The sequence below is a fragment of the Neisseria sp. HMSC058F07 genome (assembly GCF_001810035.1).
Lineage (GTDB): Bacteria > Pseudomonadota > Gammaproteobacteria > Burkholderiales > Neisseriaceae > Neisseria > Neisseria perflava.
Window position 1 is genome coordinate 334,859 of sequence record NZ_KV799706.1, and the last position, 25,589, is coordinate 360,447.

The 25,589-nt window shown below is 49.1% G+C and carries 25 protein-coding genes and 2 tRNA genes; 8 read left to right on the top strand and 19 right to left on the bottom strand.

Translation table 11 applies throughout. The features are described 5' to 3' along the window. Nucleotides 1–62: 62 nt before the first annotated feature. From HMPREF2696_RS09645 to ccoG, 5 genes are all read right to left on the bottom strand, one after another. Nucleotides 63–138 (bottom strand) — tRNA-Gly (locus HMPREF2696_RS09645). Nucleotides 139–162: 24 nt separating this feature from the next. Continuing rightward, nucleotides 163–238 (bottom strand) — tRNA-Gly (locus HMPREF2696_RS09650). Nucleotides 239–333: 95 nt separating this feature from the next. Continuing rightward, on the bottom strand, nucleotides 334–894 hold the full coding sequence (pgsA, locus tag HMPREF2696_RS09655) for a CDP-diacylglycerol--glycerol-3-phosphate 3-phosphatidyltransferase (RefSeq protein ID WP_003679552.1): 561 nt from the start codon (nucleotides 892–894) through the stop codon (nucleotides 334–336). 676 nt (nucleotides 895–1,570) lie between these two features. Next, nucleotides 1,571–2,137, bottom strand: coding sequence for a FixH family protein (locus tag HMPREF2696_RS09665; RefSeq protein ID WP_039862483.1), 567 nt, complete (start codon nucleotides 2,135–2,137; stop codon nucleotides 1,571–1,573). Nucleotides 2,138–2,140: 3 nt separating this feature from the next. After that, entirely contained in the window at nucleotides 2,141–3,625 is a 1,485-nt protein-coding gene (ccoG, locus tag HMPREF2696_RS09670; RefSeq protein ID WP_004520803.1) for a cytochrome c oxidase accessory protein CcoG, read from the bottom strand. A 444-nt stretch (nucleotides 3,626–4,069) separates the two neighbouring features. Between ccoG and tkt the strand changes: the two genes are divergently transcribed. Beyond that, a complete protein-coding gene (gene tkt, locus HMPREF2696_RS09675; RefSeq protein ID WP_039862482.1) occupies nucleotides 4,070–6,049 on the top strand; it encodes a transketolase in 1,980 nt (659 codons plus the stop codon). 66 nt (nucleotides 6,050–6,115) lie between these two features. Here the strand turns inward: tkt and clpA are convergent, their stop codons facing one another. Further along, nucleotides 6,116–8,395 (bottom strand): ATP-dependent Clp protease ATP-binding subunit ClpA, encoded by a 2,280-nt coding sequence (gene clpA / locus HMPREF2696_RS09680; RefSeq protein ID WP_004520800.1) that lies wholly within the window; start codon nucleotides 8,393–8,395, stop codon nucleotides 6,116–6,118. 3 nt (nucleotides 8,396–8,398) lie between these two features. Beyond that, nucleotides 8,399–8,710, bottom strand: coding sequence for an ATP-dependent Clp protease adapter ClpS (gene clpS / locus HMPREF2696_RS09685; protein WP_004520799.1), 312 nt, complete (start codon nucleotides 8,708–8,710; stop codon nucleotides 8,399–8,401). Nucleotides 8,711–8,967: 257 nt separating this feature from the next. On the opposite strand from clpS, the gene HMPREF2696_RS09690 reads away from it, so the two are divergent. The 4 genes from HMPREF2696_RS09690 to HMPREF2696_RS09705 all read left to right on the top strand — a co-directional run bounded on the left by HMPREF2696_RS09690 (nucleotide 8,968) and on the right by HMPREF2696_RS09705 (nucleotide 10,505). Further along, nucleotides 8,968–9,171 carry a cold-shock protein gene (locus tag HMPREF2696_RS09690; RefSeq protein WP_003682902.1) on the top strand — a complete coding sequence of 68 codons (204 nt, stop codon included), beginning with the start codon at nucleotides 8,968–8,970 and terminating at the stop codon, nucleotides 9,169–9,171. A 75-nt stretch (nucleotides 9,172–9,246) separates the two neighbouring features. Next, entirely contained in the window at nucleotides 9,247–9,462 is a 216-nt protein-coding gene (locus HMPREF2696_RS09695; RefSeq protein ID WP_003679564.1) for a hypothetical protein, read from the top strand. 84 nt (nucleotides 9,463–9,546) lie between these two features. Next, a complete protein-coding gene (gene smpB / locus HMPREF2696_RS09700) occupies nucleotides 9,547–9,993 on the top strand; it encodes an SsrA-binding protein SmpB (protein WP_003679566.1) in 447 nt (148 codons plus the stop codon). Nucleotides 9,994–10,064: 71 nt separating this feature from the next. Continuing rightward, nucleotides 10,065–10,505 carry a hypothetical protein gene (locus HMPREF2696_RS09705; RefSeq protein WP_004520797.1) on the top strand — a complete coding sequence of 147 codons (441 nt, stop codon included), beginning with the start codon at nucleotides 10,065–10,067 and terminating at the stop codon, nucleotides 10,503–10,505. 72 nt (nucleotides 10,506–10,577) lie between these two features. Here HMPREF2696_RS09705 and HMPREF2696_RS09710 read toward each other — a convergent pair whose 3' ends face one another. From HMPREF2696_RS09710 to HMPREF2696_RS09735, 6 genes are all read right to left on the bottom strand, one after another. Next, a complete protein-coding gene (locus HMPREF2696_RS09710) occupies nucleotides 10,578–11,063 on the bottom strand; it encodes a DUF4189 domain-containing protein (RefSeq protein ID WP_004520796.1) in 486 nt (161 codons plus the stop codon). Between the two features lie 170 nt (nucleotides 11,064–11,233). Next, nucleotides 11,234–12,184, bottom strand: a complete 951-nt coding sequence (gene trxB, locus HMPREF2696_RS09715) for a thioredoxin-disulfide reductase (protein WP_004520795.1) — start codon at nucleotides 12,182–12,184, stop codon at nucleotides 11,234–11,236. A gap of 108 nt (nucleotides 12,185–12,292) precedes the next feature. Continuing rightward, a complete protein-coding gene (locus HMPREF2696_RS09720; RefSeq protein ID WP_004520794.1) occupies nucleotides 12,293–13,588 on the bottom strand; it encodes an NAD(P)/FAD-dependent oxidoreductase in 1,296 nt (431 codons plus the stop codon). A 149-nt stretch (nucleotides 13,589–13,737) separates the two neighbouring features. Beyond that, nucleotides 13,738–14,625 (bottom strand): ABC transporter permease subunit, encoded by an 888-nt coding sequence (locus tag HMPREF2696_RS09725; RefSeq protein ID WP_003679574.1) that lies wholly within the window; start codon nucleotides 14,623–14,625, stop codon nucleotides 13,738–13,740. Then, nucleotides 14,625–15,590 carry an ABC transporter permease subunit gene (locus HMPREF2696_RS09730; RefSeq protein ID WP_004520792.1) on the bottom strand — a complete coding sequence of 322 codons (966 nt, stop codon included), beginning with the start codon at nucleotides 15,588–15,590 and terminating at the stop codon, nucleotides 14,625–14,627. The genes HMPREF2696_RS09725 and HMPREF2696_RS09730 overlap by 1 nt, the downstream gene beginning before the upstream one ends. A 15-nt stretch (nucleotides 15,591–15,605) precedes the next feature. After that, a complete protein-coding gene (locus tag HMPREF2696_RS09735) occupies nucleotides 15,606–16,730 on the bottom strand; it encodes an ABC transporter ATP-binding protein (RefSeq protein WP_004520791.1) in 1,125 nt (374 codons plus the stop codon). 475 nt (nucleotides 16,731–17,205) lie between these two features. Between HMPREF2696_RS09735 and radC the strand changes: the two genes are divergently transcribed. Further along, entirely contained in the window at nucleotides 17,206–17,880 is a 675-nt protein-coding gene (radC, locus tag HMPREF2696_RS09740) for a RadC family protein (RefSeq protein WP_039862480.1), read from the top strand. A gap of 59 nt (nucleotides 17,881–17,939) precedes the next feature. Here radC and HMPREF2696_RS09745 read toward each other — a convergent pair whose 3' ends face one another. The 4 genes from HMPREF2696_RS09745 to HMPREF2696_RS09760 form a co-directional block, all read right to left on the bottom strand. Then, on the bottom strand, nucleotides 17,940–18,218 hold the full coding sequence (locus HMPREF2696_RS09745; RefSeq protein WP_004520788.1) for an NF038104 family lipoprotein: 279 nt from the start codon (nucleotides 18,216–18,218) through the stop codon (nucleotides 17,940–17,942). Beyond that, nucleotides 18,206–18,538, bottom strand: a complete 333-nt coding sequence (locus HMPREF2696_RS09750; protein ID WP_004520787.1) for a hypothetical protein — start codon at nucleotides 18,536–18,538, stop codon at nucleotides 18,206–18,208. The genes HMPREF2696_RS09745 and HMPREF2696_RS09750 overlap by 13 nt, the downstream gene beginning before the upstream one ends. Nucleotides 18,539–18,686: 148 nt before the next feature. Continuing rightward, complete coding sequence (gene aqpZ, locus HMPREF2696_RS09755; protein WP_004520785.1) at nucleotides 18,687–19,430, bottom strand: aquaporin Z; 744 nt, start codon at nucleotides 19,428–19,430, stop codon at nucleotides 18,687–18,689. Nucleotides 19,431–19,735: 305 nt separating this feature from the next. Then, on the bottom strand, nucleotides 19,736–22,789 hold the full coding sequence (locus HMPREF2696_RS09760) for a DNA translocase FtsK (RefSeq protein ID WP_004520784.1): 3,054 nt from the start codon (nucleotides 22,787–22,789) through the stop codon (nucleotides 19,736–19,738). Nucleotides 22,790–22,953: 164 nt separating this feature from the next. On the opposite strand from HMPREF2696_RS09760, the gene HMPREF2696_RS09765 reads away from it, so the two are divergent. Both HMPREF2696_RS09765 and HMPREF2696_RS09770 read left to right on the top strand, forming a co-directional pair. After that, nucleotides 22,954–23,631, top strand: coding sequence for an energy-coupling factor ABC transporter permease (locus HMPREF2696_RS09765; protein WP_049335881.1), 678 nt, complete (start codon nucleotides 22,954–22,956; stop codon nucleotides 23,629–23,631). An 81-nt stretch (nucleotides 23,632–23,712) separates the two neighbouring features. After that, nucleotides 23,713–24,072, top strand: coding sequence for a CrcB family protein (locus HMPREF2696_RS09770; RefSeq protein ID WP_003679592.1), 360 nt, complete (start codon nucleotides 23,713–23,715; stop codon nucleotides 24,070–24,072). A 76-nt stretch (nucleotides 24,073–24,148) separates the two neighbouring features. Here HMPREF2696_RS09770 and HMPREF2696_RS09775 read toward each other — a convergent pair whose 3' ends face one another. Continuing rightward, nucleotides 24,149–24,838, bottom strand: a complete 690-nt coding sequence (locus tag HMPREF2696_RS09775) for a suppressor of fused domain protein (protein ID WP_004520782.1) — start codon at nucleotides 24,836–24,838, stop codon at nucleotides 24,149–24,151. A gap of 112 nt (nucleotides 24,839–24,950) precedes the next feature. Then, nucleotides 24,951–25,577: an NAD(P)H-hydrate epimerase gene (locus HMPREF2696_RS09780; RefSeq protein ID WP_004520781.1), complete on the bottom strand. Its 627-nt coding sequence runs from the start codon at nucleotides 25,575–25,577 to the stop codon at nucleotides 24,951–24,953. Nucleotides 25,578–25,589 lie beyond the last annotated feature (12 nt).

Sequence of the window (25,589 nt, forward strand, 5' to 3'; positions counted from 1 at the left end):
TGCGCTCTACCAACTGAGCTATTCCCGCATATTGAAAAAGAACAATCAACAAGTAATCAGAATGGAGCGGGAAACGAGTCTCGAACTCGCGACCTCAACCTTGGCAAGGTTGCGCTCTACCAACTGAGCTATTCCCGCATTTGAGTGCATCTGAAATTAAACTGGAGCGGGAAACGAGTCTCGAACTCGCGACCTCAACCTTGGCAAGGTTGCGCTCTACCAACTGAGCTATTCCCGCTCTGATAGTTTGTTGCTTCGTATATCGAAGAAGACGCAATTATTATGGATTTAATCGCGTGCGTCAAGTATTTTGTTTTTATTTTTTTTAAAAATTTATTTGAATTCTTTCCATGCCATTTTCAGGTAGTAGCACATGGACCAGATGGTCAATACAGATGCTATAAACATCAATATGTTACCAATGAGATAGAAAGGATCGTTATATTTGTCTGTGCCGATAAGCAAAAGGAAGATGGCGATCATTTGGGCGGTGGTTTTGAATTTGCCGATAGTGGCCACTGCAACGCTGCCGCGTTTGCCCATTTGTGCCATCCATTCGCGCAAGGCGGAAATGGTGATTTCCCGGCCGATAATAATCATGGCGAAGATGGCGTATGTTCTGCCAAGGCTGACGAGCAGGAGCAGGGCAACGGCAACCATGAGCTTGTCGGCAACGGGGTCGAGGAATGCACCGAAGTCGGAGGTTTGTTTCCAGCGGCGTGCTAAAAAGCCGTCGAACCAGTCTGTAATAGCTGCAAGTGCAAAGATGATAGCGGCTGTCCAGTTGACGGTTTGTGGTTGAATCCATGTGTTCGGTAAATAGAATAGGATGGTGAACACGGGGATTAATAGGACGCGCATCCAGGTAAGTAAAATAGGTATGTTCCAAGGCATGGTTTGGGATCTTTTGGATGATGTGTCGGGTTGTTCATTATAGCTTATTTGTTCACTCTGCTTTTTGAAGTGTTGTTTTTTTGCCGACAAGTATCTTGGGCATAGATTTTTGTCGTGTGGGTTGTGAAGAAAATCTGCTAAGGCCGTCTGAAAAATAGGCTGTTGCGGGGTGTAAATGTTTTTGGGTAGAAAAGTAGCTGCGAAATAGTGAGCAATAAGGTCTGCCTGCTGTTCGATATTTAATTGGTTGATGTGGGGTAAGGGGATAGGGTAGGCGTAAGCTTTGCGTTTTCTGTATCCGCCTTTGAGCATGATGAATAGGCCGGAAAGCCAAACTTTGTGACCGCGCTGGTGTTGCCAGACATGTGTCAGCTCATGAATCAGCCAGATTTTGTAGGCGATGCCGGCTTGAGTGAAATCATCAGGGCAGTGTTTACGAGGAAAGTATATGTTTCCATTGGGCGCAATGGCGGTATTGGCGTTGGGTATAAGTGGAATGCCGCGATATATTTTGATGTGGTGGAAGTCTATGCTGTCCGCAAAAACTTGTTTTGCCATACGGACTTCATTTTCGGTCAGTCTGCGCCAATCGGAAAAAATCATATTTGGAAGGGAATATAAGAGGGTATGAAGATTTCAGGCCGTCTGAAAGGTTTCAGACGGCCTGGGTCGGGATTTATTGTTCTGTTGAAGCGGCTTGTTTGCCGTTGTCGAACAATTTGTCCATAGGCGTCAGATTGACTGCATTGCCTTGGCTGACTATCCATTTGTTTTCAACACGCCATACGCCTGAGGCATCTTCAACGCGTAAGTACCAATGATTGGTTGGGCGTAAAGGTTTAAAGACGGCTTCGTATTCCATGCGGCCGTTTTGTGGTTCGGCTGTTACGGCGCGCAGCTTGACGGTTTGGTCATCGGCTTTGCGCGTCGGGTGCATCAACAATAGGTTTAATGGCTGTTTGGTATCGAATTGTCCGCTGACGAATACTTTGGCGGCATTCATATCCGGACTGATTAAGACCTGCACTTGAATTTGCCGTTTAACGGCTTCTTCATCACGGTGAAGTTGGATTTCGATGTGTTTGCCGTCTTTGTAGTAATCGTCAGACACCAAGTCTGTCGTGTGTTCTTTTGCGACGAAGAACATGGAAACGCTGGCGATAACGACGAAGATGGGGCCTGCCATCAGCACCCAGGGCCAAATATGTTTGTACCAAGGTTTGATTTTGGGTTGTGGGGACACCGTTTATTCTCCGATAAAGGTTGCTTTTTCTTCTAAAGTAGTCGGTTTGGAGTCGGCAGAGCCGGTCTCGCGATAGATAAAGGTAAATTCAATCGGATGGCTGCCTTTGTCGGCGTATTCGGGAATGGTAGATACCTGTACTGGGATGGTAACGGTTTCCCGCGGCGCAATTTTAATACCGTTTTCAGGCAGGCCGGTCAGCGCGATTTCGTCAAAGCCTTTGACGGTTGCGGTCATCAGTTGTTCGTTTTCACTATTGTTGATAATACGCAGGTTATAGGCATTTTCCAACCAGCCTTGGCTGTTTTCGCGAACCATGACACCACGGTCTTTCAGGATATCGACTTCGACCATTTTTCGGGTGGAAATGCCGACCAGGAAGGCGATGATGACCACCAGGAGTACTGCGCCATAACCAGCTACGCGCGGACGTTTCAAGCGTTTTTTGATGTCGCTTTCAGGGTATTCGTGTTCCAACGCGCCTTCGGTTGTATAACGGATCAAGCCGCGCTCGTAGCCCATTTTGTCCATGATTTCGTCGCAGGCATCGATACACGCCGCGCAGCCGATACATTGGTATTGCAAACCGTCGCGGATGTCGATACCGACGGGGCAGACTTGCACGCACATGGTGCAGTTGATGCAGTCGCCCAAGCCGCTGTCTTCTTTGTTGGCGGTTTTCTTGCGTGCGCCGCGCGGTTCGCCGCGTTCGGTATCGTAAGAAATAATCAGCGTGTCTTTGTCAAACATTGCACTTTGGAAACGTGCATACGGACACATATGCAGACACACTTTTTCGCGCATGATGTGGGCGAAGAAGAAAGTCATGAATCCGTAAAATGCTGCGGCAAACATTGCGCCGCCGCCTGCTGCTCCGGTGAATAAATCGGGAACAAATTGGCGGATCGGGATAAACCAGCCTGCAAAAGTGATACCTGTCCATGCGCAGACAAGGAAAATCAGCAGGTATTTGGTGGCCTTAATGCGAATTTTAGTAAAGTTCCAAGGCGATTTTTCCAGTTTTAGGCGTTTGTTTCTATCGCCTTCGACCAAGTTGTCAATCCACAGCATAATTTCGGTGTAAACCGTTTGCGGGCATGAATAGCCGCACCACAAACGACCGGCAATGGTTGTCCACCAAAACAATCCGAATGCGCAAATCATCAGCAGTAAGGCAAGGTAAATCAAATCGCCCATACCCAGCGACAGTCCGAAAATGAAGAAATGACGGTCAGGGATATTGAATAAAACCGCCTGACGGCCGCTCCAGTTGAACCATGGAATAACGTAAAATACAAACTGGGTCGCCAATACTGCGGCGATACGCAGTTTGGCAAAGCGTCCTTCCGCCTTTTTAGGATGGATGCGTTCGCCTTCAGGATGGATTTGAATCACGCTGGATTTAGGTTTGGAAGGTTTGGGCGGAGTGGCTTTTGCTGTTTTTTCTGTTGAGGGTGTGGTATTTTCAGCTTGGTTTTCTGGTGACATTTCAGTGTTCCTTGATGAAGTGCACACAAGCCTGTTGTCATGGTAGTAATTTGATGTGAATATTTTCAGACGGCCTTTCGCGTGCATACAAATCATAACATTTGACTCTATTCAAAGCAAAAGAGGGACTTCGTCTTAACGATGGATTCCTTGTGGCCGTTTGATGTAGGGCCGTCTGAAAAGGGCAGTATTCAAAGGTTTACGAATCAGCCTGTATGCAAACTTATAGTGATTTGCTATTTACACGATAAAAATATATAAAGCACTGTTTCAAAACGAAATAACAGTTAATATCATCTATCCTGTCCGTTTCGGGCAACCGAGTGGAAACAGGCCGTCTGACAAAGCGAATATCAAAAGCTATCCTTGAAAGCACGGCTGATTCAGGCGATAATCGGCACACCTTTTTTCATATTTCCAATCTTGTCCAAGGAAGGTCAAACCATGTCTCAACTGGCAAACGCAATCCGTTTCCTCTCAGTCGATGCCGTACAAAAAGCCAACTCCGGCCACCCGGGTGCGCCTATGGGTATGGCGGAAATGGCGGAAGTATTGTGGACGAAGTTCCTCAATCATAATCCGGCCAACCCAAAATTCTACAACCGCGACCGTTTTGTCCTCTCCAATGGTCATGCTTCTATGATTCTTTACAGCCTGTTGCACCTGACCGGCTACAACGTTTCCATTGATGATCTGAAAAACTTCCGCCAACTGCACAGCAAAACCCCCGGCCATCCTGAATATGGCTACACCGACGGCGTGGAAACCACGACCGGTCCATTGGGACAAGGTATTGCCAACGCAGTGGGCATGGCTTTAGCCGAAAAAATCTTGGCTGCCGAATTTAATAAAGACGGTTTGAACATCGTTGACCACCACACCTACGTCTTCATGGGCGACGGTTGTATGATGGAAGGCGTATCGCACGAAGCCTGCTCGCTTGCCGGCACTTTAGGTTTGGGCAAACTGATTGTTTTATATGATGACAACAATATTTCCATTGACGGTAAAGTGGACGGTTGGTTTACCGAAAACATCCCGCAACGTTTTGAAAGCTACGGCTGGCAGGTGATTCCAAATGTAAACGGTCATGATACCGATGCCATTCAGACGGCCATTGAAGCCGCCCGCGCCGAAACCGGCAAACCTTCCCTGATTTGCTGCAAAACCTTAATCGGTAAAGGCAGTGCTAACAAAGAAGGCAGCCACAAAACCCACGGTGCGCCTTTGGGTGCGGACGAGATCGAAGCCACGCGCAAACATTTGGGTTGGGCTTATCCTGCGTTTGAAATCCCTCAAGAGATCTATGCTGCATGGGATGCAAAAGAAAAAGGCGCGAAACTTGAGGCCGAATGGAACGAACTCTTCGCTCAATATCAAGCCAAATATCCTGCCGAAGCCGCAGAATTTGTGCGTCGCATGGATAAAAAACTGCCTGAAAACTTCGATGCTTACGTTCAAGCCGCATTGAAAGAAGTGTGCGCCAAAGCAGAAACCATCGCCACCCGTAAAGCCAGCCAAAACAGCATCGAAATCTTGGCAAAAGAGCTGCCTGAATTGGTGGGCGGTTCTGCAGACTTGACCCCGTCCAACCTGACTGACTGGTCAAACAGCGTTTCCGTTACCCGCGAACACGGCGGCAACTATATTCACTACGGCGTTCGCGAGTTCGGCATGGGCGCAATCATGAACGGCCTTACCCTGCATGGCGGTGTTAAACCATTCGGCGCGACTTTCCTGATGTTCAGCGAATACGAGCGTAATGCTTTGCGTATGGCGTCGCTGATGAAAATCAACCCTGTATTTGTGTTCACTCACGATTCCATTGGTTTGGGCGAAGATGGTCCTACCCACCAACCTATCGAGCAAACTGCCACTCTGCGCCTAATTCCAAATATGGATGTATGGCGTCCATGCGATACCGTTGAATCTTTGGTGGCGTGGGCTGAAGCCGTTAAAGCTGCCGATCATCCGTCCAGCTTGATTTTCAGCCGTCAAAACCTGAAATTCCAAGCGCGTGATGAACAACAGCTGAACGACATCAAACGCGGTGGCTACGTCATCAGTGAAGCTCAAGGCAATGCACAAGCTGTTGTAATTGCTACCGGTTCTGAAGTTGAATTGGCTCTGGAAGCGCAAAAAGTATTGGCAGAACAAGGTATTGCCGTACGCGTTGTTTCCATGCCTTCTACCAATGTATTCGACCGTCAAGATGCCGCCTATAAAGCCGCTGTTCTGCCGGAAGGTTTGCCACGCGTAGCCATAGAAGCCGGACATGCCGACGGTTGGTATAAATACGTCGGTTTGAACGGCGCCGTGGTCGGTATCAACCGCTTCGGCGAGTCTGCACCTGCTGATTTGCTGTTCAAAGAATTCGGCTTTACCGTAGACAATGTGGTTGCCACTGTTAAATCTGTTTTGTAAATCAGATTTTTGATTGGGATAAAAAGGCCGTCTGAAATTTCAGACGGCCTTTTATTTTTCAGTCGGTTAAACAGTTTCTGTTTCAGGTTTGACCTTGCTTTTCTTAAACTTCAACACGGCTTTTTCTTTTGCTGCATCCCAGTCTATCAGCACAAAGCCACCTTCGGTGAGTTTGCCGAACAGAAGTTCGTCGGCGAGCGGTTTGCGGATTTTTTCCTGGATCAGGCGGTTCATCGGGCGTGCGCCCATTTGCGGGTCGAAACCTTTTTCCGCCAGATATTTGCGCAATGCCGGTGTGAATTCGGCTTCGACTTTTTTGTCGAGGAGCTGGTGTTCGAGCTGGAGCAGGAATTTGTCCACGACTTTGACGATAATGGGTTCGGACAAGGGCGCAAATGGGATAATCGCGTCCAAGCGGTTGCGGAACTCGGGCGTGAAGAGTTTGTTGATTGCCTGCATTTCGTCGCCGCGCTCGCGTTTGGCGGTAAAGCCGAGGTTGGGTCGGCTGAGGCTTTCCGCGCCTGCGTTGGTGGTCATAATCAGGATGACGTTGCGGAAGTCGGCACTCTTGCCGTTGTTGTCGGTCAGTTTGCCTGCGTCCATGACTTGCAGGAGGACGTTGAAAATGTCGGGGTGGGCTTTTTCGATTTCGTCCAAGAGCAACACGCAATGCGGCTGCTTGTTGACGGCTTCGGTCAAAAGGCCGCCTTGTTCAAAGCCGACGTAGCCTGGTGGTGCGCCGATGAGGCGCGATACGGCGTGGCGTTCCATGTATTCGGACATATCAAAGCGTTGCAGCGGTACGCCCATCGAGTAGGCAAGCTGTTTGGCGACTTCGGTTTTGCCGACGCCGGTTGGGCCGGAGAAGAGGAAACTGCCTATCGGTTTGTCGGGCAGGGCGAGGCCGGAGCGCGACATTTTGACGGCGGCAACCAGCGCGTCAATGGCGTTTTCCTGACCGTAAACCATGTTTTTCAAATCACGGCCGAGGAATTGCAACACTTGTTTGTCGTCGTGCGACACGGTTTTTTCGGGAATCCGCGCAACTTTGGCGATGACGGTTTCGATTTGCGCTTTGCCGATGACTTTTTTCTGTTTGGATTTGGGCAAAATCCGTTGCGCCGCGCCTGCTTCATCCATTACGTCGATGGCTTTGTCGGGCAGGAAACGTTCGTTGATGTAGCGGGCGGAAAGTTCGGCTGCGGCTTCAAGTGCGCCTTGCGTATAGCGGACTTGGTGGAAATCTTCAAACATCGGTTTCAAGCCGCGCAGGATTTGTACGGTTTCGGAAATGGTAGGCTCGACCACGTCAATTTTTTGGAAACGGCGGCTTAAGGCGTGGTCTTTGTCGAAAATGGTACGGTATTCGTCATAAGTGGTCGCACCGATGCAGCGCAGCGAGCCTTTTGCCAGCGCAGGTTTGAGCAGGTTAGACGCATCCATTGTGCCACCGCTGGTGCTGCCCGCGCCGATGATGGTGTGGATTTCGTCGATGAATAAAATGGCGTGCGGGATTTTTTCGAGCTGTTTCAAGACGGATTTGACCCGTGCTTCAAAGTCGCCGCGGTATTTCGTGCCCGCCAAAAGCGAACCCATATCCAGTGCGTATACTTCGGCTTCTTTCAGCACGTCGGGAATATCGCCGTTGACGATTTGGTGTGCTAAGCCTTCCGCCAGCGCGGTTTTGCCCACACCAGCCTCGCCGACCAAAAGCGGATTGTTTTTGCGGCGGCGGCACAGGATTTGTACCAGCCTTTCCATTTCGTGTTTGCGACCAATCAAAGGGTCGATACGGCCGGCTTTGACTTCGGCGTTGAGGTTGACGGTGTAGTCGGAAAGAGAGCCGGTTTTCTGTTCCGCTTCTTCGCCCTCGCGTCCCAGGCCGTCTGAATCATTGCAGTCTTCGTCATCAGGCGAGCCATGGGCAATGCAACGCAAGACTTCAAAGCGTGTAATGGATTGCAATTTGAGGAAATAAACGGCATGGCTTTCAGATTCGCTCATCATGGCAACCAAAATATCCAAAGGCTCTACTGCGGCTTTGCCGGCAGACTGGGTATGCACCATTGCCCGTTGGATGACGCGTTGGAAGCCCAATGTCGGCTGGGTTTCGACCGTATCCAGAAGATGATCGGGAATTTGCGGTGTATTTTCTGCAACGCTGGCCGCAAGCTGCTCGGACAGGACTTTCAAATCCGCACCACACAGTTTCAAGACGTTCGGCACAGCCGCATCTTCTTCTATCAACACCAAAAGCAGGTGTTCCAAGCTGATAAACTCATAACGGGCGTTGCGTGCTTCACGGTAGAGCAGTTGCAGGATGTGTTCCAATTCGGGTGAAAGCATGATTTAAACCTCTTCGACTATACATTTGAGCGGATGCCCTTCAGCTTTGGCACGTTCCATGACCTGATGTTGCTTGGTCTGCGCAATATCGCGCGTGTAGGTGCCGCACAGGCCTTTGCCTTCGTGGTGCACCAGCAACATGACGGCCACTGCCTGTTCCTGTGTAAGCATAAAGACTTCGGTCAGGATTTCGACGACAAATTCCATGGTGGTGTAATCGTCGTTCAATAAAAATACGCCGTAACGTTTCGGCGGCTGTGTGTTGATATCGCTGAGCAGGGTATCGGATTGGTGGTCGGTATTCGGATGGTTCATAAGCTTAGGTTTCAGTTTTCAGACGGCCTGTTTTAGAGTGTAAACAGTTTTCTGTTGTATTTCGGCAATTTTTTTCTATTTTCCCACTTTTTTGAAAACATAGCTTGACGTTTTGTCTTAACAAATGTAAAAAGACGGTTAAGCAGAAGTTGGCACTCGACCGCGTATGTGATACGTGGGAGAAACGCTGAACGTTTTAGTTTGCTGTATGCCTTGTTTTGCTGATTTTGTTAATTTTTAAGTATAGGAAGTTTCTAATGGCAACCGGTATCGTAAAATGGTTTAACGACGCTAAAGGTTTTGGTTTCATCACTCCTGATGAAGGTGGCGAAGATTTGTTCGCTCACTTCTCAGCGATCAACATGGATGGTTTCAAAACCCTGAAAGAAGGTCAACGCGTATCTTTCGACGTAACCACCGGCCCTAAAGGCAAACAAGCTGCTAACATTCAAGCTGCTTAATCAAATGCGCGGCGTAAGCCGTAAAATCATGGCGGGGTTTCCCGCCATTTTTTATGGGCGTTCGAGTTAAAAATTATGAATCAAAATTCATCTTATCAAAATGCTTTAAACCAGTTAGACGAGCTTATCCGTCATTTTCGTAGCGAAGGCGAGGTCAGCTGCGCCGTTGCCGAGCGTGAAGACCAAATCTTAATCCGCCTTGCCGATTTGAAACTGGATTTGCGCCCTGAAGATGAAAAAGCGATTGCTGATATCGACCGTTTTTACCGCCGCCATGTTTTAAGCGAATAAACGTTTCAAAACCGTTTGCCGTTTTATTTTTTAAGCATGCCTGATAAAATAGGCCGTCTGAAAAGTTTGTAAAGAATCAGCACAATGAGTATTGCCAATAATAAAAAAGCCTTTCACGATTTCTTTATCGAAGACCAAATCGAAGCCGGTATAGTATTGGAGGGATGGGAAGTCAAAGCCATCCGCGCTGCACGCGTGCAATTAAAAGAAAGCTATATCTACTGGAAAAAAGACGCATTCTATTTGGTGGGCTGCCACATTACCGCATTGCCCACTGCCTCGACACACGTCAAACCCGACCCTGTCCGTCCGCGTAAGTTGTTGTTGAAACAATCGGAAATCAACAAGTTAATCGGTAAAACCGAACGTGCCGGTTATACGATTGTGCCCTTAAACCTGCATTACACACGTGGTAGAATCAAAGTGGAAATCGGTTTGGCCAAGGGTAAGAAACAGCATGACAAACGCCAAAGCCTGAAAGAAGCGGATTGGAAGCGTGAGAAACAACGTTTGATGAAAAACGTACGTTGATTTTTTCAGACGGCCTTTTTGTAAAGGCCGTCTGAATATTTATTGTTTGAAAATTTTAAAAAGGAAAACAGATGAAAACCATGATTTTAGCAGCGGCTTCAGCCGTATTGTTGCTGGGCGCGTGTTCTACTACGGAACAAAGAGTATTGAAACCTGAAGAGCTGACCAGCATCAAACATGTCTGCATCATTCAGAATGCAAAAGTGCGTCCGCATGATTTGGACAAGGCTTTGTCCAAAGCTTTGGCAAAACGCGGCATTGGCAGCACGATTGTAACCGCAGACAACCGTGGCAAACTGTATGATTCTTCTTGCCCGTATAATCTGCGTTACAAAACCAAAGGCAATGACGAAATCTTGCGTAAAGGCGTATTTGTGTTGCGAAGCACGAAGTATGCGGTTTCTACTGTCAGCTACTCTTTAAATGATGAAAACCACTTCCGAACCAACCCTGATTTGGTGAAACAGGCTGAAGGCGTTGTGGCCAAATTGTTGGAAAAAAACAGCAAATAAAAGCCAGAATAAAAAACCGGCTTGCCGTGATATAGAGAATATCGGGCAAGCCGGTTTTATTTTCAGACGGCCTTAAATGGATTTGATTTTTTCCCAAAGGGTTTTGACTGTACCTTGATAGTAGGTTTCGGAAGTGCAATAGACTGTTTCTAAAGCACATTGTCCTTGTGAGCCGTATTTTTTGATACATTGGTTCAAGGCAATTTGATGCACGGTTTTGAAACGTGGGGAGGTAATGGCTACCACGTTTTGAGCAGTCAATTTGCCCATGGCTTTAGGATAGGCAACAGCGATACAGGTGTTGTGCAGAGGGACAACCGTTTTGCAGCCTGTTGCTTGGCCTGCACCGATGCCGGCTAAGGCATCTTGGCCTTTGCAGAATGTTTCGAGTTCGGCTGTCGCATCCAGTTGGGTGGCATTTTCTTTGGTGGTTTTGATTTGCAGCGCTTCATCGCTGTTGGCTGGGTTTTGCCACATGGCCAGGTAGCCGTAAGTATCGGCAGCCAGGGCGGCAGGAGTCAGTGCGCAAAGGATAAGTGTCATTAGTGTTTTTTTCATGTTCGTTCCCTGTTTGTTGGGTATTTGTCGTTATTATAAAGCAAAAGTACTTATTTGATATAAATTTGCTTTTAAAATGAATATTTAGTGTGGCAGATAGATTATAGGCCGTCTGAAATTTCAGACGGCCTTTTGATTATGTTTTAAAGAATAGGGCGTAGCTTAGAGGTTTATACACCGTGGCGGTCGAGCCAACGTTCGGCATCAAGCGCGGCTTGGCAGCCGGAAGCGGCGCTGGTGATGGCTTGACGGTAGGTATGGTCTTTGACGTCGCCTGCCGCCCATACGCCTTCGATATTGGTTGCGCCGACATTGTCACCGGTACCGCCTTTGGTTTTCAGGTAGCCGGTTTCATCCATATCGAGTTGACCTTTGAAGATATCGGTGTTGGGTTTGTGGCCGATGGCGATGAAAACGCCTTTTACAGCGATTTCTTCAGTACTGCCGTCATTGTGTTTCAGGCGTGCACCGGTAACGCCGCTTTCGTCGCCCAAGATTTCATCAACCGAGCTGTTGAGCTTGAGGATGATTTTGCCTTCTTCGACGCGTTGCATCAGTTTGTCCACCATGATTTTTTCGGCACGGAAGCTATCGCGGCGGTGAATCAGGGTAACGGTGTTGGCGATATTGGCAAGGTAGAGTGCTTCTCCCACAGCGGTATTGCCACCGCCGACTACGGCAACATCTTGTTTTTTGTAGAAGAAACCATCGCAAGTCGCACAGGCGGAAACGCCTTTTCCGGCAAAGGTTTCTTCGCTTGGCAAACCTAAATATTTGGCGGATGCGCCGGTGGCAACGATGAGTGCATCGCAAGTGTATTCGCCCATATCGCCTTTGAGGGTAAACGGACGGTTTTGCAAATCAACGGTGTGGATTTGGTCGAAAATCATTTCAGTACCGAAGCGTTCGGCATGAGCTTGGAAACGGGCCATCAGTTCCGGACCTTGTACACCTTCGGCATCGGCAGGCCAGTTGTCCACTTCGGTGGTGGTCATCAATTGTCCTCCTTGCTCAACGCCGGTAATGATTACAGGGTTGAGGTTGGCACGGGCGGCATAGACGGCGGCCGTATAGCCGGCAGGGCCGGAGCCGAGGATGATGAGTTTGTGATGGTTGCTCATGATGGTTTCCTTGCTGATAAATGATTGAATTTTGTCGTATCTAAGCTTTCAGACGGCCTGAATTTTACTTGAATCTGCCGCCGTCTGAAATATGTTTGTTACTTGGGTTTAGTGGCTGTCTTTCCATTGATAGTATTTTGAGCCGAGGAAAGAGCCGAGTTTGCGTAGGAAAGGCTGGGTAATGATGTTGCTGTGGCGCAGTTGCTCAAAAGGTTTCAGACGGCCGTCATCGCCCATGATGGCTTCGGCAATCGCCAAACCGGCAATGCCGGTAATCGCCATGCCGTGTCCGGAATAGCCTTGGGCGTAGAAAACGGTAGGGGCGAGGCGGCCGAAATGTGGAGCGAGGTTGCGCGTGATGTCGCATTCACCGCCCCAAGAATGCTCGATTCTGGCATCGGCAAGTTGTGGGAAAACTTTCAGCATGTCTTGGCGGACGAGTTCGGTCATGCGGCCAGGATCGTCGATAAACTCGTTGTCTTTGCCGCCGAAGAGCAGGCGGCCGTCAGCGCTGAGGCGGTAGTAGTCGAGGACGTGGCGGTTGTCGCAGATGGCCATATTGTTGCGGATCAGGTCTTTGGCACGTTCGCCCAGAGGCTCGGTGGCAATGATAAAGGTGCTGACTGCAATGGCTTTTTGTTCCAATACTTTGAATTTTGGGTGCAAACCGGCATAAGTATTGACGGCATAAACGAGGTTTTTGCACTCGACGCTACCATTAGGTGTATGAACCAGCCAGCCGTTATCGCATGGCTCGATACGCGTCATCGGGGATTGCTCAAAAAGTTGTGCGCCTGCATCGGCTGCCGCTTTGGCAATGCCTAGGGTGTAATTAAGCGGGTGCAAGTGACCGGATAAAGGATCAAATTGCGCGCCTTGATACATATCGCTGGCAAGTTGTTGCTTCAGCGTGGCTTTATCCCAAAGCTGGTAATGGCTTGCACCATAATGTTTTTGAGCGTGTTCGTGCCATTGCTGCAATTCTTCCCAATGCTGAGGACGGACGGCGACGGTAGCGTAGCCGCGTTGCCAATCGCATTGGATATTGTGTTTTTGAATGCGCGAGTCAACCAGTTCAACGGCTTGCAGAGATTGCTGCCAGAACCATTGGGCCTGTTCCAAGCCGACTTGTTTTTCGATTTCTTCCATGCCGCAGGCAAAGTCGCTGATGACTTGTCCGCCGCTGCGGCCTGATGCGCCGAAACCGATACGGGCGGCTTCAAGTACGATGACTTCATGGCCGTTTTCGGCAAGCGGTAGGGCGGTGCATAAGCCGGACAGGCCGCCGCCGATAACGCAGGTTTCAGTTTTCAGACGGCCTTCAAGCGTCGGATAAGATGGATGGGGATTGGCCGTGCTGACATAGTAGGAAGGAAGGTATTCTTTGAAGCTGGGATTGATCATGATTTGAGCTTTAGGTTGGTTTTCACTTCATTGAAATTGGTTTTCAGACGGCCTGGAATGTGGGGTTTATGTTCAGGCCGTCTGAAAGGATAAGATGCAGTTAATAAAACAGGCTGTTCCGACACTTTATCGGACAGCCTGTCTGCATATTAGGCGGCTTTCTCGGCTGCCAATTTTTCTTGGCGGTAGGCTTCGGCAGCCTCGCGTTCCCGTTTGGTTGCCTGACGCATCATCCAGTAGTTGACGACAATCACCAGCGTACCGATGATACCGATCAGGATGGTTGCCAAAACGTTCATCTGAGGGTCAAGACCGAGTTTGATTTTGGAGAAAATCACTTGCGGCAATGTCGATGAACCTGGGCCTGACAGGAAGGAGGTAATCACCAAGTCGTCTAAAGACAGGGTAATGCCTAAAAGGAAGCCGGAAGCAATCGCAGGGGCAATTAGCGGCAGGGTAATCACGAAGAAAATCTTCAGTGGACGGGCCCCCAAGTCCATTGCAGCTTCTTCCAAGGATTGATCCAATTCCACCAAGCGCGAGCGGATAACGACGGTAATGTACGCCATGCAAAGCGTGGTGTGGCCGAGGAAGATGGTGAAGAAGCCGCGATCGAAGTAGAGCGATTGCAGCAATTCACTGCCTTGCAGGAACATTTGCACCTGAATAATCAGCAGTAGCATGGACAAACCGGTAATCACATCAGGCATCACCATAGGCGCGGAAATCATACCGGCAAACAGGGTGCTGCCTCGGAAGCGTTTGATACGCGCCATGGCGTAACCAGCCAATGTGCCGAGTGCCACGGCGGCAAGCGAGGAAACGATGGCGATACGCAATGACAGCCAGGCCGCTTCCAAGATGGTGTCGTTTTCCATCAATGCGCCGTACCATTTGGTTGAGAAACCGCCCCAAACGGTAACCAGCTTAGATTCATTGAAAGAATAAATGACCAAAACCACCAGCGGAATATAGAGGAATGCCAGCGAGAGCAGGAGCATCAGTTTCAAGAACCAGGATAATTTGGTTTTCTGCATTATTTGCCTCCTTCTTCCAATTCGCGGTTTTCATAGTGTTGGAACAGGGCAATCGGTACAACCAACAGGGCAACCATGACGACGGCGACGGCAGAAGCCAGCGGCCAGTTGTTTTGGTCGAAGAATGCCTGCCACAATACTTTACCGATCATCAGGTTTTCAGAGCCGCCCACCAATTCAGGAATCACAAATTCACCGACGGCCGGAACGAAGACCAGCATAGAGCCTGCGATGATGCCTGTTTTGGATAAAGGCAAGGTAATGGTAAAGAACGATTTGATCGGACCTGCACCCAAGTCGGAAGCGGCTTCGAGCAGGCGGTTGTCCAGTTTTACCAGTTGTGTGTACAGCGGCAAAATCATAAACGGCAGATAGGCGTAAACCATCACCAAATTCAGCGAGAAAGCATTGTAGAACAGGTCTAAAGGCTCGCTGATGATTCCGTATTTGATTAAGAAATTGTTGATGATGCCGTTGTGACCCAATAAGCCCATCCATGCGTAAACACGCAACAGGAAAGAGGTCCAGAAAGGCAGCATGATTGCCAACAGCAGGCCGTTGCGCGCAGCCGGATTGGCGCGTGAAATGGCATAAGCGGTCGGATAACCAATCAGCAGGCAGATGATGGTCGTCGTCAGCGCGGTCTTAATCGAAGACCAGTAGGTCATCAGATAGATATTGCTGTTTTCACTGTCGCCAAACGGATTGAGCGTATTCCAAAAGTTTTGGAAGATGTCGGCGTAGTTCTGATAGCTGATGGCAATGTTTAGACGGCCTAAGTCTTCATCAATCGTTGTCAGTGGCGTAAATGGCGGAATAGCGATTTCTTGTTCGGCAAAGCTGATTTTCAATACGATGGCGAACGGAATCAGAAACAGAATCAAAAGCCAAATATACGGTACGGCAATAACTGCACGTTGTCCAGGACGGCGAAACAGTTTCTTTTTCAGTTTTTTAAGGTCCATTGCATTTCCCTCAAATTAACTGTACAGAGGCGTAGGTTGGTTTTCAGGCCAGCTGATATAGACGGTCTCGTCCCAAGTCGGTGGCGTAATGTTACGCACATACCAATAAGGTGCGGGAACTTGGCTTTTGACAACACGGCCGTTGGCGAGTTTGATGTGGTAAATCGCAAAGCTGCCCAAGTAGGCAATTTCTTTGACTGTGCCTTGAGCCCAGTTGTGTGCGCCCAAATGTTCTGGTTTTTCTTTATGCAAATCAATATCTTCAGGGCGGATACTGATCCAGATTTCATGCTCGTTCGGAACGCCCAGGCCGTGGTCGATGCGGACGTGGTTTTCCAAGCCGTCACATTTGACGATAGAGAAATCGGCGCGGTCGTCAACAACGACACCGTCAAAAATATTGGTTTCGCCGATAAATTCGGCGGTAAAGCGACTGTTAGGGTAGTCGTACACGTCGCTAGGGGTGCCGACTTGGCGCAATTGGCCGTCAGACATAATGGCGATACGGGTAGCCATGGTCATCGCTTCTTCTTGGTCGTGGGTAACCATGATGCAGGTTACGCCGACTTGTTCCAGCGTGTTGACCAATTCCAGTTGGGTTTGTTGGCGTAGTTTTTTATCGAGTGCGCCCAAAGGTTCGTCAAGCAGCAGGATTTTAGGACGTTTCGCCAGGCTGCGCGCTAAAGCGATACGCTGTTGCTGGCCGCCGGAGAGTTGGTGCGGCTTGCGTTTGGCGTATTTGGTCATTTGCACCAGGCGCAACATTTCTTCGACGCGGGCGTCGATTTCGCCTTTAGGCATTTTGTCTTGTTTCAGACCAAAAGCGATGTTTTGTTCAACGCTCATGTGCGGGAACAGGGCATAGCTTTGGAACATCATGTTGATTGGGCGCTCATACGGAGCAAGCTTGGTAATGTCTTGGCCGTCGAGAATGATTTTGCCCTGGTTTGGGCTTTCCATGCCTGCCAACATGCGCAGCAGCGTGGATTTGCCACTGCCTGAACTGCCCAAAAGGGCAAAGATTTCATGTTGGTAAATGTCCAAGTCGATGTTATCGACAGCGTAATTGTCACCAAACTTTTTCACCAAGCCTTGGATTTGCAAATAAGGTTTGGCTGAAGACGCAGTGGTTGCGGTCATAATGGCAATACTCCAAAAAGAAAGACGAGTACCGGCAAAACGGATTTTCGAATGGGTGATAAAAAGCTGTTTGATTGCTGGCGGGAGTTGGACGGAGGCCGTCTGAAACTCTTGTAAAGCGCACGGGCAGCGTGGATAGAAAGCAGTTTAAGCCTCAGCTTTTGCTCTCGGCAAACTCAATATTATATTAGCCTAAGCCTCATAGGGGCAATATGAAAATGCTTGTAGCGGCTGATTTGAAACAAATAGGAAAGGAAAGGCAGGCAGGGGAACAGGATAGCAAAAATGGGTAACGTTGTTTTTCTGCACAAAAGGGTTTAATTTATATTTAAATGTCTTAAAAAATAATTTAAGATAGAATAAAATACGCAAATTGCATTAATTTTAATAAAATCGTGCGGATTGCGTTTTATGCGGGCAAGATGGTTTTGTTCTAAATAAAAACTAAATCCGCTATATGAATAAAAGGGAAAACATGAGTATCAAAGAATGGCCTGAAGGGGAACGGCCGCGCGAGAAGCTCTTGGCGCATGGTGCGGCGGCGTTGAGTGATGCGGAGTTGCTGGCGATTTTGTTGCGTGTCGGAACGCGCGGTATGAGCGCGGTCGATTTGGCTCGTTATTTGTTGAGCGAGTTTGGCAGTTTGGGGAAGCTGATGAGTGCGGATGCCAAAACACTCGCTGCTTATAAGGGCATGGGCTTGGCGAGCTATACTCAATTTGCAGTGGTCAAAGAAATCGGGCGGCGGATTTTGGGTGAGGATTTGCAGGAGCAGATGGTTCTGTCAAACCCGAAATCGGTTGCGGATTATCTGCGCCTGCATCTTGGGCATGAAAAAATCGAGGTCAGCGTTGCTTTGCTTCTCAACCGTCAAAATCAATTGATTGCGGTACGGGAATTGTCGCGTGGTACGGTGGCGGAAAACACGGTTTATATCCGTGAAATCGTCAAATTGGCATTGGATGAATACGCCGACAGTTTGATTTTGGCACACAATCATCCGGGTGGTTCGGGAAGGCCGTCTGAATCTGATGTGCAGTTTACAGAGCGTTTGAAACAGGCTTTAAGTTTGGTCGATATTACGCTGTTGGACCATTTTATCGTGACGGCAAAAGAAACCTGCTCTTTGCGCGAACAGGGCTATATGTAAGGATGAATGTTCAGACGGCCTCAGTAGGATTGGTTACCTTACTGAGGCCGTCTAAAGGATTATTGCGCTACTTCGTCGGATGAATCTTCCTTATAGACGATTTCTTCCGATTTTGGCTTTTCTTTGCTCTTTTCCTTCTCTTTTTCTTTATCCTTGTCTTTTTTACTGTCGGGAATGGCGGCATCAATCACTGCCCCCGTTCCTTTGACGACCAATTTTCCGGCAGTCAGGACGGTTGTGGCAGCCAAATCGACAGCCGCGCCTATAACGCAGCCGTTAAGCGTCAGACAAAGGGCAAGTGCCGGAAGCAGGCGTTTTGTGCATCTCAATGACTGCATCCGCAGTGTCCTTCATGATGATGGCCGCATCCGAGTGCTTCTTGCCAAGCATCATCATCGCCGTCAAATTCTTCAACTTCGTCAAATTCGCCGTTTTCTACCATGCTTACCAGCTCTTCCAGGCTTTCTGCGCCTTCTACCCAAAAGCAGGGAATATCGGGTGGTGTGTCGGGGGCAAGCAGGGCGGCTTGCTGGTCGTGCCAGGCAATCCAATAGCCGTTTTGCGTTTGTACGAATACGGCATCGGGATGAATGGTTTCGTTTTCGGTATTGACAAGCATTCTGGCAGCGATATCGGTTTGAAAAGGTAAGGTTTGCATGATGGTTTGAGAATGTGGGAAAAGAAAATATTGTAACACGGCAAAAACAAACGCACCGTCTGAGGCAGGCGGTGCGTTTGTGTCTCGGCAACTTGGGTGCGGTCAGTTTAGAAGTGTCAGCCGCACCGGGAATGTCATTCCGTCAAGATTATTTGTCGTTGTTAGCCAAAACGAAGCGGTAAATAGCCGCGCCAACTGCTGCGCCGGCAATAGGAGCCAACCAGAACAACCACAGTTGTTCAACAGCCCAGCCACCTTGGAACAAGGCAACGCCGGTAGAACGTGCAGGGTTAACGGAAGTATTGGTCACAGGAATGCTGATCAAGTGAATCAGGGTCAGACCCAGGCCGATGGCGATAGGGGCAAAGCCGGCCGGAGCCAATTTGTCGGTAGAACCCATGATGATAATCAGGAAGAATGCGGTCAGTACGAATTCGATCAGCAAAGCAGCCATCATGTCGTAACCGTTAGGAGAGTGCTCGCCGAAACCGTTGCTGGCAAAGCCGGAAGCAACAGCATCAAAACCGGTTTTACCGGAAGCAATCAGATACAGAACGCCCGCGGCGGCAATCGCACCGATAACTTGGGATACGATGTAAGGCAACAGGTCTTTACCGTTGAAACGGCCGCCGATGAAAAGGCCGACGGAAACGGCAGGATTGAAGTGGCCGCCGGAAATGTGGCCGACGGCGTAAGCCATGGTCAGTACGGTCAAGCCGAATGCCAAGGCGACACCGGCAAAACCAATGCCAAGTTCAGGGTAGGCTGCTGCCAAAACTGCGCTGCCGCAGCCGCCGAATACCAGCCAGAAAGTGCCGAAAAATTCTGCAAAATATTTTTTCATTTGTTTTTCCTCGTAAAGGGTGGGGGTGTTGCCGAAGGCATGAATCATAATAATATTGCTTCTAATCGAAAAACGGATTTACCTGTTTTTTCCGGTCTTGACAAAAGGCAGTCTGAAAATGGCGACAAATGGATAGGGACATATATTTGGCAGGTCGAATTTTGATTATTGGGACTGGATTTATTTGATAGCGAAGCAAATGCCGTTAATGCAAAAGCATTTGTTTTTGTAAGAAATGCCGTTTACAGATTACTTATTTGCTTGTTTATTTAATTGGAATCTCTGAACCCATTATCTGATTAAAAAAGGCCGTCTGAAAACTTTTCAGACGGCCTTTTATTGATGGAGATAAGTTAATCTAAATGCTCACTGCTTTGCGCCAAGATGGTGCGGTTGCCATTGTTTTCCGCCGGGGAAACAATACCGTCGGCTTCCATTTGATCAATCAGGCGGGCAGCGCGGTTGTAGCCGATGCGCAGTTGGCGTTGGATATTGGAAATGCTGGCCTTACGCGATTTCAAGACAACGGAAACGGCTTCGTCATACATGGGGTCGAGGTCGCTGTCGTTGCTGCGGCTGGTGCTGGTAAAGTCCTCGGTCGAACCGCTGCTTAAAATATCGTCGATATAGTCAGGCGTGCTGAATTGTTTCAAGTATTCCACTACGCGGTGTACTTCGTTGTCTGATGCGAATGCGCCGTGTACACGTTGCGGATAGCCGGTACCGGGTGGCAGGAACAGCATATCGCCTTGACCGAGCAAGTTTTCCGCACCCATTTGGTCAAGAATCGTGCGGCTGTCGATTTTGCTGGACACTTGGAAGGCAATGCGTGTCGGAATATTGGCTTTAATAAGTCCGGTAATGACATCCACGCTTGGGCGTTGGGTGGCAAGAATCAAATGGATGCCGGCTGCGCGTGCTTTTTGGGCAAGACGGGCAATCAGCTCTTCGATTTTCTTGCCTGCAGTCATCATCAGATCGGCAAACTCATCTACCACGACCACGATAAACGGCAGTTTCTCCAATGGTTCAGGATTTTCAGGCGTGAGGCTGAACGGGCTGCCGATTTTTTCGCCACGAGCGGCGGCTTCGGCAATTTTTTGGTTGAAGCCGGCAAGGTTGCGCACGCCCATAAAGCTCATCAGGCGGTAGCGTTTTTCCATTTCGTTGACGCACCAGTTCAGCGCGTTTGCGGCCAGCTTCATATCGGTTACGACAGGGGCGAGCAGGTGAGGAATGCCTTCGTAAATGCTTAATTCCAGCATTTTCGGGTCAATCATAATCATGCGCACGTCTTCAGGCGTTGCTTTGAAGAGCATGGACAGAATCATGGCATTCACACCCACGGATTTACCCGAACCGGTCGTACCGGCAACCAGCAGATGCGGCGCTTTGGCCAAGTCGGTGACGACAGGCTGGCCGGTGATGTCTTGGCCGAGTGCGAGGGTCAGTTTGGATTTGGACTCGGTAAATGCAGGCGAATTGAAGATTTCGCTCAGGCGGATCATTTGGCGTTTCGGATTAGGCAATTCCAAGCCCATGCAGGTTTTGCCTGGGATAGTTTCCACCACGCGGATGGAAGCCACGCCAAGCGAGCGCGCCAAGTCTTTTTCAAGGTTCAAAACGGCACTGCCGCGTACACCGACATCAGGCTCAATCTCATAACGCGTAATGACCGGGCCGGAATAGGAGTCCATCACTTTGACTTTAACTTTGAACTCGGCCAGTTTTTCTTCGATGGTAATGCTGTTTTCCAGCAACTGTTCTTCAGTTTGCGAGGCGCTTGGGTCAAACTGCGGCGGCAGGAGCAGGGCAGTGGTCGGCAGGTGTGCCTCGGTCAGGGTTGCCGAAGTTGGAATAGCTATGCTTGGTGTATCTTCTTGAACGCTTGGTTCTACGCTTCGAACAGGCGTTTCAATGACTGTCTGTGTATATTCAGACGGCCTTGCGATTGTTTCAACAGGTTCAACAGGTTCAATCGTTTCAACCGCTTGAATCGCTTCTGTTTCCGCTTGTACAGGCGCTTCCGGCTCACCATCGAATTCTGTTTCTTCTTCCGCAGATTCGCTGATTAAATAATCGCGGATACTGCGTTCAGGCTGATTGCTAACATGCGCATTGACTTGCGAATCAAAAATCGGCACTTGGATTTTATGTTCGAAAGCAGGCGGCTCGGGGATATCAATCGGTGCAATCGAGGTTTGGAAAACGGGCGGCTCGGGAATATCGGTTTTCGCCATCGGGACAACCGGTACGGCAGGCGGCTCGACTACGGTTGCGTTTGGCGCGGCAGGTCGGGAGATATAAGGGGATTTTTTAACAGGCGCAGCCGGTTTTGGACGGGACGGCGTTGCCGATACGGCAGGTTGTGGTGCAACAGCTTCCGTGGCAGCTTGTTTGCGCGCCCATCTTTCGGCGGCCGCTTCGGTATGGCGAACTTGACGGCGCAGGCTGGCAGGACGGCTGATTTGTCCCAAATTGGCCAGAATTTCGTCATTTTCGATGGTGCGCGGAGAGTAGTCGCGCAATGGGGCGACGGCCGCAGCTAGTTTGTGGCGGGCGGCGGTGCGGCGGGCAAGGTTGTCGTGAATATCTTCCGCTTGGATTTCAGAAGGGAATGCCTGCATGGAAGTATAGGGGAGGATGGCTTCTTTTTCGGCAGTTCTTAAGGCCGTCTGAACGGTTTCGATATGCGGCGCATTGGCTTCTGCCACGCGGACATTATTGGCACGCGCCAAGGCACGCTCGCGTGTGCGGCGCAAGATAGGGTCGTTGTAGTCGATGATTTCCATGCCGGTCATCGGCAGGGATGAAGCGCGCAATAATGGAGTTTCAACTTCGTCTTTGTAAATCGGCGCATTTTTTTCTGCCAAATGCTCGTTCCATTCTTCAACCGCTGCTTCGTGCAGGGAACGGGTGGCTTCTTCTAATGTGATTTCTTCAAAATTGCTGTTTTGCACCAAAGACGGGCTGTATTCGGGAGTTTCCATTTGTGCAAACGGCGTGATTTTAGGAATACGTTCCGGTTTGGCAGATTTACGGGTTTTAGGCGCAACTTTGATTTCTTCTTCGGTAGCTGCGATGTGTTCCGGCTCTTCGGCAAACGGCTCTGCTGCATGCTCTTCGTTTGTTTCGGCGCGTTGCGTTTTATTGTGTTCGAGCGCAGAAAGCAGGCGGATGCGGGCGATTTTATGGTTGTCGGCAGTGTGCTTGTTCATACTGAACAAACGTTTCAGGCTGTCCAGTTGGTCGGAAAAACCGACCGGGCTGTCTTCTTCGTTTATTTCTTGTTCGTCGCCACTGAGTCGGGCCAATTCTTGGCGCCACTTTTGCTCTTGTTTCTGGCGCCACCAGAACAAGCCGGCTATGACAGCAAGCAGAATTAAAGCCAATATTGTCCAAAGCATGCGTCCATCCCCTTAATTAAACGGCAAAGTCCGTTATTCTAACGCTTTTTTCGGGTAAACAAAACCAGCCGAAACAAGCTTTAACGGCAAAGGCAGACAGGATTGTCAAAGCTATGGCTTGAGACGCGTATAATAGGCCGTCTGAACATTTTGCGGATGAGATGATGATTTTTCAAAACGGATGGTTTCCCGTTGGTGTCGTGATGGCGGCATGGCCTGTGTTGCTGGTGATTTTTGCTTTGTGTGCAAAGCAGGCATGGGTGTCGGTATCGCAGCATCGTTCCGCTTTTTTGGTGGCTGCCGTGATGTTGCCGCTGGCTTGGAGTTTGAATGCCTCCCCGGAAAGCGGACAACTAGCCGGCATGAGCTATCATTTGCTTGCCTTAAACTTGACAGCTTTAATGCTGGGCACTTCTGCCGCTTTCTGCCTTGGCGTATTGCTGTTTTTTCCGTATTTGTGGCTTTGGGGCGATTGGCATATGTTCCCCATCAATGCCTTGTCCGTATTGCTTCCGCCTTTATTGGTGAACTTGGGTTTCCGCCATTGGGTGTCGCGTTTGCCTGCCAATATATTTATCTTTATTTTTCTGAATGGTTTTTGGGCTGCGGCGGTCGGAATGGTGTTTACCGGCGTAATTTTGGTCGGTTTGTTAGACTGGGCGGATGTATTTGATACGACGGTATTATGGAAAACCGCCTTTCCTGTTTTCTTCTTAATCGCTTGGGCAGAGGCATTTTTGAGCGGTATTTCAACAGCTATTTTCATCGCGCTCAAGCCGCAATGGATTTGTACTTTCGATGACGACAGGTATTTGAAATCCGCGCCTAAGATTTGGCAATAAGATATGAAGGCATCCTTGCTGGGTTTTCAGACGGCCTCATGACCGGATGGCCTGTTTTTTGAATTGAATGTTTAACTTGTTATGTTTGCGTATATTTTTCCTATTGTTTGCGGTGCCGCTGTTGGGGCTGTATTGCGTTGGTTGTTTGGCTTAGTGCTGGTGTCTTCTGCGCCTTTTTCTATCGGTACATTGGCGGCAAACTGGCTGGGAGCGCTGCTAATCGGCGTATTGGCAGAACTCTTAACCGATCCGCAATGGCGTTTGCTTTGGATTACCGGCTTTCTCGGCAGCTTGACCACATTTTCAGGTTTTTCAGTGGAGATGGTGGGTTTGATGCAGGCGCAACGTTGGGGCATGGCTTTGATGGCGACCTGTCTGCATGTTTTCGGTTCGTTTGGTTTGACGGCGCTGGGGATTAAATTGGCTCAGATTTGGAAGTAAGTTGCTATTTTTTATTTGAAATATAAACTAAAGGCCGTCTGAAAATTTGTTTTCAGGCGGCCTTTGGCTTTATCAATTAGGGTTGTACATAGCTTTTTGTACGCGCTAAATCGGTAATCAACAGCGGATTGTCTTTGCGCATCATATCGATCAGCTCTTGGCAACGTTTGGTTGTTGGATCTTGCCAGAGCCAGTCAAGCTCGGGCTGGGTAAGGCCGACCATCTGCAGAAATTGAACTTCACCGTTTGGCGTTTTGATAGCGGGCAGCTTGGGGTCTGGTGCGAAGGCTACGCCGACGATGGCGGTTTCTGTATCCATTCGGATAGGGTCGTTAGTTGAAGTAAAGTGATAGGCTTCAAACCAGTTACCACTTTCAAAAACGTAACGGCCAAGATTATTCATTAGATTAATTGCCCAGTAAGGCTCGTGTTTGGTGTTGTAGCCAGAATCCGGATCCTGATCGTAAGGGGGAGTACGGAAGGTAAATTCAAATCCCCATTTACTGTAATCTGCACCGGCAAGTTCTGGATTAAAGTAAAGTTCGCTCATGCCGTAGGAAACAATGTGGCGATGGAAGGTTTGCTCTTCGCAATCATAAATACTACTGCCGTCTAATGGGTCATCACCACCTAGAATGTATTTGATAATAGAGCCGTAATGACGAGGTTTGATATCACCATAAAGTGCTTTAAGCACAGCATCGATGGCTTCCCAGCCGACGGCTTGATCTTCTTTAAAAGTTTGGCGGTATTCTTGTTCGTTCATTATCTGTTTCCGTGTCGTTGATAATTTGGTCGTAAATTAATTGGCGTGTTTCTTTTAGAATGTGTTGTTTCTAAAAATAAAGCGATTTAAATATGACATCTTATTTGCTTTTTTAATCAATGCCAATAGGTAAACAGACGGTTTCTTGACAATAGGTTTTGCCGGATTCGCTTAAATGTGCCGGTTTGTAGGCGGCAAAGGTGTAGGTCAGGTCTGCGCGGAATGTGTCGGGATCGGCTTCGGCGGTGTCGCAGTTGAGGCCGGTGGGGATATCGAGGGCGACCTTCAGGCCGTTTGAATGATTGAGTTGGCTGCAGAGGGCGGCGATTTCGGTTGGAAGTGCGCCACTGAAGCCTGTGCCGAATATGCCTTCGATAATGATGTCGTAACCTTTTTTCAGACGGCCTTCCAGTTCTTGTGCGGATATCAATTCAATATGGGGCAAACCGTTGAGGCGTTCGCGATTGGTTTGAGCTAAAGGGGAGAGGTTTTCTCCGAGTGAAAACAGAATATCGATGTGCCACCCTTGCGCCTGCATATATCTTGCCATGACTAAGCCGTCGCCGCCGTTGTTGCCTTTGCCGCAAACAATCAGGGCGCATCCGGCTTGAGGATGACGCTGCATGAGGTCTCGGGCGGCAGAACTGCCGGCGTTTTCCATTAGTTGGTCGAAGCTTGTGCCTTTATCGACGGCTGCTTGTTCGCGTTCGCGCATTTGGGCGGCGGTATAGACTTTCATGATCGGCTCTCT